The organism is Streptomyces sp. 13-12-16 (assembly GCF_002114215.1).
Taxonomy (GTDB): domain Bacteria; phylum Actinomycetota; class Actinomycetes; order Streptomycetales; family Streptomycetaceae; genus Streptomyces.
Genome location: NZ_NCTE01000426.1, coordinates 1 through 12029 on the forward strand (window position 1 = coordinate 1; position 12029 = coordinate 12029).

Consider the following 12029-nt stretch of genomic DNA (forward strand, 5'->3'; position numbering starts at 1 on the left):
CGGCAGGGCTGGTCTCCGTGACCGGGGTGTCGCTCGCGGGGGCGGGCCAGGCGACGGTGGGGAGGCCGTCGGCGGGTGATTCCCTGTGCCGCTGCCCCGCCGTGTGCGCGGTGAGCCTGCGACGGGCCTGGGCGATCTTCATGCCCTGGGCCTCGATCACCGAGCGGCACCGCTGCACCACCTCGGTCAGCGACGGCCGGCCGGCGGCGTCCCGGGCCAGCATGCCGGTCAGCAGCGGGACCAGCTCGTCCGGCACGCCGGACAGGTCCGGCGCCGTGCCGGGGTCCGTGACCAGGTGGAACACCATGTACGGGGTGGCCGCCTCATGCGGATAGTGCCCCGTCACGGCGAAGAGCAGCAGGGCCCCCAGCGCGTACACGTCCACCGCCGCCGTCAGCGGCTTCACGCCCGCGGCCTGCTCCGGGGCCATGCAGATCGGGGTGCCGACGACCTGGTGGGGGGCGGTGAGGGAGACGCTCGACTCGGTGAACGCGGCCAGACCGAAGTCGATGATCTTCGGGCCGTTCGGTCCCATCAGGACGTTGGCCGGCTTGAGGTCGCGGTGCAGCAGCCCCTGGGCGTGCACGGCCGACAGCGCCTCCGCGAGGACCGCGCCGAGCGCCGCGGTGAGGACGGACGGCAGCGGCCCGTGCGCCTTGACGTGCTTCGCGAGGTCCGGGCCGTCCACGTACTCGGTGGCCAGCCACGGCTGCTCCGCCTCCGCGTCGGCTCCCAGGAACGCCGCGATGCGCGGGCCCCAGATGGTCTTGAGCACCTCGATCTCCTGCGCGAACCGCTGCCGCGACTCGGAGTCCACGACCGACGGCTTGATCACCTTCACCGCGGCGGGCTCACCGCCGAGGGACTCGCCCAGGAAGACCTGGCCCATGCCGCCCTGACCGATCCGGCCGAGGAGCTCGAAGTCACCCATCGAGGGCGGGTCCTCGGGATTCAGGGGCGTGATCTGCACGTGTGTCCTCGGCATTCGGTCCTGGCGAGCGCCCTGTCAGCCACGATGCGCGCCCGGGGACACGGTAGTGGATGGGGGCGGGTACGGGGACAGGGGTTGCGGAACGGAGATATCCACCTCCGGCCGGGACAAGGACACCGAAGCCCTCCGCGCCCGGTGCACGGACACGGAGGGCCTCGGGACGGGCCGGCGGACGGCTCAGAGGGCCGCGGTGGTGGCGGGAGCCCCGTCGTGCTCAGAACCGGCGGGGGTCTCTCCCTCGTCGAGCCCCACGTCCTTCGTCTCCTTGCCGAGCAGCAGCGCGACCAGGGTCAGCAGCGCCATCGAGGAGAGGTAGACGCCGACCAGCCACGGCGAGCCGTCGCCGGCCTCCCACAGGGCGACCGCTATGAACGGGGCGACGGCCGCGCCGAGGATCGAGCTGACGTTGTAGGAGATGCCGGATCCCGTGTAGCGCACGCTCGTCGGGAAGAGCTCCGGCAGCAGCGCGCCCATCGGGCCGAACGTCATGCCCATCAGCGTGAAGCCGAGCACCAGCCACAGCACCACGCCCAGCGTGCCCAGGCCGATCAGCGGCACCCACACCAGCCCGAAGACCAGGATCCCGGCGGTGACCGCGATCAGCGTGGCGCGCCGGCCGTACTTGTCCGCGAGCGGTCCCGAGACCAGGGTGAACACGGCGAAGAACAGCACCCCGAAGATCATCATCAGGACGAAGGTGGTGTAGTCGTACCCCAGGCCCGGCACGGCGGCGTCCTCGGGCGTACGGCCGTAGCTCAGCGAGAACGTGGTCATCAGGTAGAAGAGCACGTACGTCGCCAGCATGAAGAAGGTGCCGAGGACCAGCTGCTTCCAGTGGCTGCGGAAGACGGTGGCCAGCGGCAGCTTGCGCACCAGCCCGGCCTCGCGGGTCTGGGAGAAGACCGGCGCCTCGACCAGGCGCATGCGCACCCACAGGCCGATCGCGACCATCACCGCGGAGAACAGGAACGGGATGCGCCAGCCCCAGCTCAGGAAGGCGTCCGAGGGCTGGGACGGGTCGGCGCCCGCCGTGGACGGCAGCAGCGCGCCGATGATCAGGAAGAGCCCGTTGCCGATGATGAAGCCGAGCGGGGCACCCAGCTGCGGGAACGTGCCGTAGAGGGCGCGCCTGTGCTTCGGGGCGTTCTCGGTGGCGACCAGGGCCGCGCCGCTCCACTCGCCGCCGAGCGCGAAGCCCTGCGCGAGCCGCATCAGCACCAGCAGCGCGGTGGCGGCCCAGCCGGCCTGCGCGTAGGTGGGCAGCACGCCGATGAGGAAGGTGGCGATGCCCATGGTGAGCAGCGACGCCACCAGCGTGCCCTTGCGGCCGAGCCGGTCGCCGAGGTGTCCGAAGACCACGGCGCCGATCGGGCGGGCGACCATCGCGGCGCCGAACACCGCGAAGGACGACAGCAGCGCCGTCGTCGGATCGCTGCTCGGGAAGAAGAGCTTGGGGAAGACCAGGACGGCGGCGGTCGCGTAGATGTAGAAGTCGTAGAACTCGATCGTCGTGCCGATGAGGCTCGCGATGAGGACCCGGGACCGGGAGTTGACGGGGGCCGGGCCGGTGGTTGGTGCGGGCATTTCACGGTCTTTCCGGGGAGGAGCGGTCACCGGCGGCGTACACCGGCGGCCCGCACCGTGCCACGCGTCCGCCTCGCGGGAGGCCGCGCGAACAATGTGGGCCATGCAACGATCTCAGACATCTCACTGGCCAGAAACGTCGTACCAGAATGTGAGACGTGAATATTGCGTGGCCCGGCCCTCCCCTCCCTCCCTACACTCACCGCACAGGCGCCGCCCGCCGCCGGGCCGCGCATCCATGACCAGTGAGGGGAGTCCGGCCGTGCGCGACCACGCCACCGCTGCCGCTCCCCGTTCCCGGTCCCGTCGGTCCGTGGTGATCCTGGTGTCCCCGTCCGTCCGGTGCCCGCTGCGCGCCCGGCACCGGATACCCGTGACGCACGTCTGATCTTCGACGCCCCGCACATCGGGGTGTTCGACGCCGTGCGTCGGGGAAATCGCGCTGCCCTTCCCCGGAACACCCGAAAGGCCACGGGCCATGCGCACCGACCCCCTCGCCACCGTCCGCAACCTGGGCATCCTCGCCCACGTCGACGCCGGCAAGACCACCGTCACCGAGCGGATCCTGTTCGCCACCGGCACCACGCACAAGCGCGGTGAGGTGCACGACGGAACCACCGTCACCGACTTCGACCCGCAGGAGCGCGACCGGGGCATCACCATCTTCGCCGCCGCCGTCAGCTGCGCCTGGGACGGTCACCGGATCAACCTCATCGACACCCCGGGCCACGTCGACTTCGCCGACGAGGTGGAGCGCTCGCTGCGCGTCCTCGACGGCGCGGTCGCCGTGTTCGACGCGGTCGCCGGTGTGGAGCCGCAGAGCGAGTCGGTGTGGCGGCAGGCGGACCGGCACGGTGTGCCGCGCATCGCGTTCGTCAACAAGATGGACCGGGCCGGCGCCGACCTGGACGCCGCCGTCGCCTCCATCCGGGAGCGGCTGCACCCCGCACCCCTGGTGGTGCAGTTGCCCGTCGGCACGGAGGACGCCTTCACCGGCGTCGTCGACCTGCTGCACATGCGCGCCCTGACCTGGACCGACGAGGGCCGGGCCCACGATCCGGCACCGGTGCCGGACGAACTGCGCGAAGAGGCGCACCGGCGGCGCCGGCTGCTGGAGGAGGCCGTCGCCGAACTGCATCCGGGCGCGCTGGAGGAGTTCTGCGACACGGGCGCGCTCGGCACCGGCACGCTCACCGGAGCCCTGCGGGACCTGACCCGCGACGGTGACGCCGTCGTCGTCCTGTGCGGCTCCGCCTACCGCAACCGCGGCATCGAACCCCTGCTGGACGCCGTACTCGCCTACCTGCCGTCACCCCTCGACATGCCGCCGACGAGCGGGACGCACGAGGGCGACGGCACCGGACAGCGGCCGGCCGCCGACCCGGCGGCACCGCTGGCCGCCCTCGCGTTCAAGGTGAACGCCACGGCCACCGGGCGGCTGACCTACCTGCGGGTGTACTCGGGAACGATCGAGAAGGGGGACACGGTGTGGGACGCCACCGCGCGGCGCTCCGAGCGCATCGGGCGCATCCTGCGCGTACGGGCCGACCGGCACGCCCCGTTGGACCGGGCGGTCGCCGGGGACATCGTCGCCGTGGTCGGACTGAAGTCCGCCCGCGCCGGCTCCACGCTGTGCGCACCGGACGCCCCGCTCGTCCTGGAGCCGTCGGAGGTCGCCGAGCCCGTCGTCTCCGTGGCCGTCGAGGCGCTGAAGGGCACGGACACCGGGCGTCTGGCGTCGGCACTCGCGCGGCTCGCCGAGGAGGACCCCTCGCTGGTCGTGCGCACCGACCCGGAGACCGGCCAGACGGTGCTCTCCGGCAGGGGCGAACTGCACCTGGAGGTCGCGGTGGAGAGGATCCGGCGTGAGCAGGGGCTGGGCGTCAACGTCGGACGCCCCCGGGTGAGTCACCGGGAGACCGTCGGCCGGGGTGTGTCCGGGTTCGTGTACCGGCACGTCAAACAGGACGGCGGGGCGGGCCAGTTCGCCCATGTGGTCCTCGACGTCGAACCACTGGACTCCCCGGAGTCCGGCTTCGAGTTCCGCTCGACGGTCGTCGGCGGGCGCGTGCCGCAGGAGTACGTCCGCGCGGTCGAGGCGGGCTGCCGGGACGCCCTGGCCGAGGGGCCGTCGGGCGGTCACCCGGTGACCGGGCTCCGTGTCACGCTCACCGACGGGTCGACCCATGTGAAGGACTCGTCGGACACCGCGTTCCGCACCGCGGGCCGGTTCGGGCTGCGGGACGCGCTGCGGGCCTGCGCGATGGTGCTGCTGGAGCCGGTCGTCGAGGTCACGGTCACCGTGCCCGAGGACGCGGTGGGCGGGGTGCTCGGAGATCTGGCCGCGCGCCGCGGCCGGGTGACCGGCTCGGTGACCCGGGCCGGTGCGACGGTCGTCACCGCGACCGTGCCGCTGGCCGAACTGTTCGGCTACGCGACCCGGTTGCGCAGCCGCACCCAGGGCCGCGGCACCTTCACCACCCGGCCCACGGGTTACGCCCCCGCACCGGCGCCCGCGCGGTGAGCGGTAAGGCGTGAACGGCGGCCCCTCCCGCAACTCAGTCGGGAGGGGCCGCCACCGCCGCCGTACGAGCACACCCGGACCGCCGGCGTCGGTCACGGGTGCGCCCCGGCGCCGGGATCAGGGGTACGACACCACCGTGGACGGCACCGTGTTGGTGCCGGACGTCGGGGCGCCGGTGTCGTTGATGACGCACTCGTACTGGCCGTGGCCGCTCAGTGACACCACCAGCAGGTCGTGGAAGCGCACGCCGGGACGGTCCGGGGCGGCGAAGCCGTGGTGCTGGACGATGCCGGGGTTCACGTTGTAGTAGCAGTAGCTGCCCATGCCCCAGCCCTCGTGGGCGGTGACGTGGTCGCCGACCTTGTAGGCCGCGTAGCCCTTGAGCGGGCCGTTCTGGATGGCGGCCTGGTCGGGGGCGTCGTACGCCTTCTCGTTCTGGAAGAAGATGGTGCGGCCGCGTTCGCCGTTCCACTGCACGTCGTACTTGTTGAAGTGCTCCACGAACAGACCGGTGGCGAGGACGTCGTCGCCGTTGACGACCACGCCGTAGTCGCAGCGGTTGGTCTCCCAGCCGACGCCCTCGCCGTGGTCGGCGCGCCAGACCCAGGTGTGGTCGACGATGGTGTGCCGGGCGTTGATCACCATGCTGGTGGTCGCCCGGCCGGGGCCCGCTCCGCCGATCCGGATGAAGACGTCCTGCACGGTGATGGGGTTCGCGGAGTGGTTCCGGGAGGCGCCCTTCGGGCCGACCTCCAGCAGGACGGGCGAGTCGACCGGCCCGGCGTCGATCAGGAAGCCCGCCAGGCGTACGCCGTCGACGTCGGCGACCTTCAGGGCGGTGACGCCGTGGTCGGGGATCAGGGTGGCGTAGCCGAGGCCCAGGACGACCGTGCCGGGGTGGTTCACCCGGACCGGCCGGTCGACGTGGTAGATGCCCGGTGTGAGCAGCAGGTCGAGACCCTGGTCGAGCGCCCGGTTGAGGGTGGCCGCCGAGTCGCCGGGCTTGGCGACGTAGAAGCGCTCCAGCGGCAGGGAGGTGCCGCGCGGGGTGCCGTTGCCCCAGGTGACACCGCGTGCGCCGGTCCGCAGCGCGGGCAGGAAGACGCGGTACCGGTCGCCGTCGAGGTACAGGAAGGGCTTCTCGCGGGAGCGGGGTGTCCTGTCGAGCGTGGTGTACGGCGGGTCCGGGAAGCTCTGCGCGGGGGCGCCCTCGACACCCGAGAACACCATGTTCCACACGGCGTTGGTCCAGCCGCCGACCGAGCTGTCCCGGGTGTACCACTGCTGCTGCGAGTACGGGCCGACCGTGCCGTCGATGCGGCTGTCCGCGATGTAGCCGCCGCTCGCCCAGCCGTAGCCGGACGGCGCGAGGTCGATCCCTCCGCGTACGTGCATCCGGCGGAACGGCGCGGCCTGCGCGACCGCCCACCGGTTGGTGCCGCTGACCGGGACGAGCGCCAGGTTCTCCGCCGAACGCCAGAAGTTCTGCGTGGCGTTGCCGTCGAACCAGCCGGCGTCGACCGTCACGTCACCGTTGATGGTGGTGTCGTCGGGGGAGAGGCCGAGCCCGGAGATCGAGGTGTAGAAGCCGATCTGCGCGTTGAGCCCGTGGTACGTGCCCGGCTTGAACAGCAGTTGGTAGCGGCCGGTGCCGAACTGCGCCGACTCCTGCCGGGCGAACACCTCGTCGAGCCTGGCCTGGATGCCCGGTGTGGACGGGTCGAAGACGATCACGTTGGGGCCGAGGTCGCCGCCGCCCTTCAGTCGGCGCGGTTTCCGGCGTCCCGCCGCGGGCGCGGCGGAGGCCACCGAGGGCAGTCCGGCCAGGACCGGGGCGGCGGCCGCGGCGCCGAGCACGGTGCGGCGGCCGATGGCCGGTGGCCGGGAGGACGACGGGGAGTCGGACGTCATGGGGCGGCTCTCCTGGTTCAGGAAGTGAACGGTGCGGGATGTTGGGAGCGCTCTCTCGACGCTGAATGGTTCATCCCCGGAACAGATGAGTCAAGAGGTGCGGCGAGAGTCGGGTGAGTCCGTCGAAACCCTTGACGTTCCGCCTCGACGAGGTTTAACTCACGTCCTAAATTAAGACGTGAGGCGCTGCCTTCGTGTGGAGGCCGCCGCCTTCGTGCAAGGGCGTCGCCCCTGCACCCCGGAAAGGGACACCAGGAGCCATGCGCAGTATCCGAGCCGCGGCCACAGGCGCCGTCATCCTGTCTCTCGCACTCGCCGCCTCGGCCTGCGGAGGCGGATCGAGCACGGGCGGCGGGTCCAACGACTCGCCGAAGGAACTGACCTACTGGGCCTCCAACCAGGGCGCCAGCATCGAGGTCGACAAGAAGGTCCTCCAGCCCGAGCTCGACAAGTTCGAGAAGGAGACCGGCATCAAGGTGAAGCTGGAGGTGGTGCCCTGGTCCGACCTGCTCAACCGGATCCTCACCGCCACCACCTCCGGCCAGGGCCCGGACGTGCTGAACATCGGCAACACCTGGTCCGCATCCCTCCAGGCCACCGGTGCCCTGCTGCCCTGGGACGCGAAGAACTTCGAGGCGATCGGCGGCAAGGACCGCTTCGTCGACTCCGCGCTCGGTTCCACCGGCGTCGAGGGCCAGGACCCGGCGGCGGTCCCCCTGTACTCGATGGCGTACGCGCTCTACTACAACAAGCAGATGTTCGCCGACGCCGGCATCGACGGCCCGCCGGCCACCTGGGACGAGCTGGTCACCGCCGGGAAGAAGCTGTCCGAGGACGGCAAGTGGGGGATGGGCATGGAGGGTTCGAACCCCTCCGAGAACATCCACCACGCCTTCGTCTTCGCCAAACAGCACGGCGCCGACTTCTTCACCGCCGACGGCAAGGCCGACTTCACCAATGACGGCGCGGTCGCCGCGGTCAAGCAGTACGTCGACCTCATGGCCAAGGACGAGGTCATCGCCCCGGGCAACGCCGAGTACGCCCAGAACCAGTCGGTCAGCGACTTCGCCAAGGGCAGGACCGGCATGCTGCTGTGGCAGTCCGCCTCCGCCAACCTCAAGTCCCAGGGCATGAGCGAGGACGCCTACGGCATCGCCCCCGTGCCGGTGCAGTCCGGCACCCCCGGCCCCGGCAAGCAGGTCAACTCGATGGTCGCCGGCATCAACCTCGCCGTCTTCAAGAACACCGACAACCTCGACGGCGCCACGAAGTTCGTGAAGTTCATGACCAGCGACGCCGAGCAGAAGATCCTCAACACGGCGTACAGCTCCATCCCGCCGGTCAGGGCCGCCCAGGAGGACCCGGCCTTCAACACCCCCGCCAACGCCGTACTGAAGGACACCCTCGCCAAGAGCGCCGTCGCCCTGCCGCAGGTGCCGGACGAGTCGCAGTTCGAGACCGCCGTCGGCACGGCCATCAAGGAACTGTTCGCCGACGCCGCGGGCGGACGCGAGGTGACCACCGACTCGGTGAAGGCCGCGCTCACCAAGGCGCAGCAGCAGATGCCCAAGAAGTGAGTCCCGACACCGCCATGACTGCCACTGCCCCCGCAGCGGAGGCCACCGTGCGGAAGAGCTCCCCCGGTGCGGCGCGCGGCCCCCGCCGCCGCCCCGGGCGGATCCGCCGCATCGGACTGCCCTACCTGCTCCTCCTGCCCGCCCTGCTCCTCGAACTCCTCGTCCACCTGGTGCCGATGGTCATCGGCATCGTGATGAGCTTCAAGGAACTCACCCAGTTCTACATCCGCGACTGGGGCACCGCGCCCTGGGCCGGCTTCGACAACTACTCGGTGTCGGTGGACTTCGACGCCCCCGTCGGCAAGGCCCTGCTCCACTCGTTCCTCGTCACCATCGCCTTCACCCTGCTGTCCGTCGGCCTGTGCTGGCTGATCGGCACGGCGGCGGCCGTCTTCATGCAGGACACCTTCCGCGGCCGCGGCCTGCTGCGCGCCCTGTTCCTGGTCCCGTACGCCCTGCCGGTCTACGCGGCCGTCATCACCTGGGTGTTCATGTTCCAGCACGACAACGGCCTGGTGAACCACGTCCTGCACGACCAGCTCGGCATCACCGACAAACCGTCGTTCTGGCTGATCGGTGACAACAGCTTCATCGCGCTGCTGATCGTCTCGGTGTGGAAGGGCTGGCCGTTCGCCTTCCTCATCGTGATGGCCGGCCTGCAGAACATCCCGCGCGAGCTGTACGAGGCCGCCGCCCTCGACGGTGCCGGAATGCTCCAGCAGATCCGCCGCATCACCCTGCCGTCGCTCCGCCCGGTCAACCAGGTCCTGGTCCTGGTGCTGTTCCTGTGGACGTTCAACGACTTCAACACCCCGTACGTCATGTTCGGCAAGACCGCTCCCGAGGCCGCGGACCTCATCTCCGTCCACATCTACCAGGCGTCCTTCGTCACCTGGAACTTCGGCACCGGCGCCGCGATGTCGGTCCTGCTGCTGCTCTTCCTGCTCGTCGTCACGGGCGTCTACCTCGCACTCACCTCGCGCGGACGGAGGACCGCCCCATGAGCCTGCCCCGGTCCCCGATGGCCCCGCCCCGCTCCTTCCTGTGGTCCCGGAGGGTCTTCCTGACCCTGCTCACCGGCTTCGTGCTGGTCCCGGTCTACGTGATGGTCTCCAGCTCGCTGAAGCCGCTCGCCGACGTCACCGGCAAGTTCCGCTGGCTGCCCACCGAGTTGACGATCCGTCCGTACATCGACATCTGGTCCACGGTCCCGCTCGGCCGCTACTTCGTGAACTCGCTGATCGTGGCGGGTGCGGCGACCGTCTGCTCGGTGGTGATCGCCGTGTTCTCCGCTTACGCCGTCAGCCGCTACTCCTTCCGCGGCAAGCGCGTCTTCACGGTGACGGTGCTGTCGACGCAGATGTTCCCGGGCATCCTGTTCCTCCTGCCGCTGTTCCTCATCTACGTCAACATCGGCAACGCCACCGGCATCGCCCTGTTCGGCTCCCGCGGCGGCCTGATCCTCACCTACCTGACCTTCTCCCTGCCGTTCTCCATCTGGATGCTGATCGGCTACTTCGACTCGGTACCCAGGGACCTGGACGAGGCGGCGATGGTGGACGGCTGCGGCCCGCTCGGCGCGCTGTTCCGCGTCGTCGTCCCGGCAGCCGTCCCCGGCATCGTCGCGGTCGCCGTCTACGCCTTCATGACCGCCTGGGGCGAAGTCCTCTTCGCCTCCGTCATGACCAACGACACCACCCGCACCCTCGCCGTCGGCCTCCAGGGCTACTCCACCCTCAACGACGTGTACTGGAACCAGATCATGGCCGCCTCCCTCGTGGTGAGCGTCCCCGTGGTCGCCGGCTTCCTGCTGCTGCAGCGCTACCTCGTCGCCGGCCTGACGGCGGGAGCCGTCAAGTGACCGGCTTCCCCGATCCCGAAAGGACTTCCGTGACCATCGACTACGCCGCCCTCCCCGACGACTTCCTGTGGGGCACGGCCACCTCGGCGTACCAGATCGAGGGGGCCGTGGCGGAGGACGGCCGTTCCCCGTCGATCTGGGACACCTTCTCGCACACCCCCGGCACGATCGCGGGCGGTGACCACGGTGACGTCGCCTGCGACCACTACCACCGCTGGCGCGAGGACATCGGCCTGATGCGCCGCCTCGGCACCAACGCCTACCGCCTGTCCGTCGCCTGGCCGCGCGTCGTACCGGGCGGCGACGGCCCGGTGAACGCCAAGGGCCTGGCCTTCTACGACCGGCTGGTCGACGGCCTGCTGGAGGCCGGCATCACCCCGTCGGTCACCCTCTACCACTGGGACCTTCCCCAGGTCCTCCAGGACCGCGGCGGCTGGCCCGAGCGCGACACCGCCGAGCACTTCGCCGCGTACGCCTCCGTCGTCGCCGAACGCCTCGGCGACCGCGTGAACCACTGGGCGACCCTCAACGAGCCGCTGTGCTCGGCCTGGATCGGCCACCTCGAGGGCAAGATGGCCCCGGGCTGGACGGACCTGACGGCAGCGGTCCGCGCCTCCTACCACCTCCTGCTCGGCCACGGCCTGGCCGCCCGCGCGATCCGCGCCGCGGCCCCCGGCGCCCAGGTCGGCATCGTCAACAACCTCTCCACCATCCACGCCGCGAGCGACAGCCCCGAGGACCGGGCGGCGGCGGTCCGCATGGACGGCCACACCAACCGCTGGTGGCTGGACCCCGTGCACGGCCGCGGCTTCCCGGAGGACATGCGCGAGGTCTACGGCGTCGAACTCCCGGAGAGACAGGGCGACCTGGAGACCATCGCGGCCCCGCTCGACTGGCTCGGCCTGAACTACTACTTCCCGCAGGTGGTGGCCGCCGACCCGAACGGCCCCGCCCCCCACGCCGCGTTCGTGCGCCGCGACGGCGTACCGCGCACCGGCATGGACTGGGAGATCGACGCGAGCGGCATCGAGGCCCTGCTGCTGCGCCTGACGAACGAGTACGGCGCCCGCAAGCTCTACGTCACCGAGAACGGCTCCGCCTTCCCGGACGTCGTCCGCCCCGACGGCACCATCGACGACCCGGAGCGCCAGGACTACCTGACCCGGCACCTGGCCGCCTGCGCCGACGCCGCCCGCAAGGGCGCCCCGCTGGCCGGCTACTTCGCCTGGTCGCTGCTGGACAACTTCGAGTGGGCGTACGGCTACGACAAGCGCTTCGGCCTCGTCCACGTCGACTACGACACCCAGGTCCGCACGATCAAGGGCACCGGTCACCGGTACGCGGACATCATCCGCGGACACGGCGACCGCGCACGGCGGGCGGCCTGACCCCCACCGTCCCCGGCGGACGGAACCGGCCCTCACCGGGAGGCCGGTTCCGTCCGCCGGAGTGCCGGCGGCCTTCTCCCGGTCGGCGCGCGCGGGACCGTGCGCGCCGCACACCTCGCGCGCCGCACACCGTGCGCGCCGCACCCGGAAGCCGCTGATCCGGAGGTGGCTCCAGGCGGTCCGGAAGGCGAAG

Annotated in this window: 8 protein-coding genes; 5 read left to right on the plus strand and 3 right to left on the minus strand. The window is 71.0% G+C overall.

Going from position 1 to position 12029, the window contains the following annotated elements:
- Together B7767_RS17545 and B7767_RS17550 are read right to left on the minus strand one after the other, a co-directional pair.
- Positions 1-970 (minus strand): serine/threonine-protein kinase (locus B7767_RS17545; RefSeq protein ID WP_107486156.1); only part of this gene is annotated, 970 nt, incomplete at its 3' end.
- Positions 971-1168: 198 nt separating this feature from the next.
- Complete coding sequence (locus B7767_RS17550) at positions 1169-2575, minus strand: MFS transporter (RefSeq protein ID WP_085573015.1); 1407 nt, start codon at positions 2573-2575, stop codon at positions 1169-1171.
- A 478-nt stretch (positions 2576-3053) separates the two neighbouring features.
- Here B7767_RS17550 and fusA point away from each other — a divergent pair, with 478 nt between their 5' ends.
- Positions 3054-5099: an elongation factor G gene (fusA, locus tag B7767_RS17555; protein WP_085573016.1), complete on the plus strand. Its 2046-nt coding sequence runs from the start codon at positions 3054-3056 to the stop codon at positions 5097-5099.
- 117 nt (positions 5100-5216) lie between these two features.
- Here the strand turns inward: fusA and B7767_RS17560 are convergent, their stop codons facing one another.
- A complete protein-coding gene (locus tag B7767_RS17560; protein ID WP_085573017.1) occupies positions 5217-7010 on the minus strand; it encodes a coagulation factor 5/8 type domain-containing protein in 1794 nt (597 codons plus the stop codon).
- Between the two features lie 260 nt (positions 7011-7270).
- Between B7767_RS17560 and B7767_RS17565 the strand changes: the two genes are divergently transcribed.
- From B7767_RS17565 to B7767_RS17580, 4 genes are read left to right on the plus strand one after another with little or no spacing between them, the layout of a single operon-like run.
- Entirely contained in the window at positions 7271-8587 is a 1317-nt protein-coding gene (locus tag B7767_RS17565) for a sugar ABC transporter substrate-binding protein (protein WP_085573018.1), read from the plus strand.
- A gap of 14 nt (positions 8588-8601) precedes the next feature.
- Positions 8602-9591 (plus strand): carbohydrate ABC transporter permease, encoded by a 990-nt coding sequence (locus B7767_RS17570; protein WP_085573019.1) that lies wholly within the window; start codon positions 8602-8604, stop codon positions 9589-9591.
- Positions 9592-9608: 17 nt separating this feature from the next.
- Positions 9609-10448 carry a carbohydrate ABC transporter permease gene (locus tag B7767_RS17575; RefSeq protein ID WP_085573021.1) on the plus strand — a complete coding sequence of 280 codons (840 nt, stop codon included), beginning with the start codon at positions 9609-9611 and terminating at the stop codon, positions 10446-10448.
- 29 nt (positions 10449-10477) lie between these two features.
- Positions 10478-11836: a GH1 family beta-glucosidase gene (locus B7767_RS17580; RefSeq protein ID WP_179167181.1), complete on the plus strand. Its 1359-nt coding sequence runs from the start codon at positions 10478-10480 to the stop codon at positions 11834-11836.
- The last annotated feature ends 193 nt before the right edge of the window (positions 11837-12029 follow it).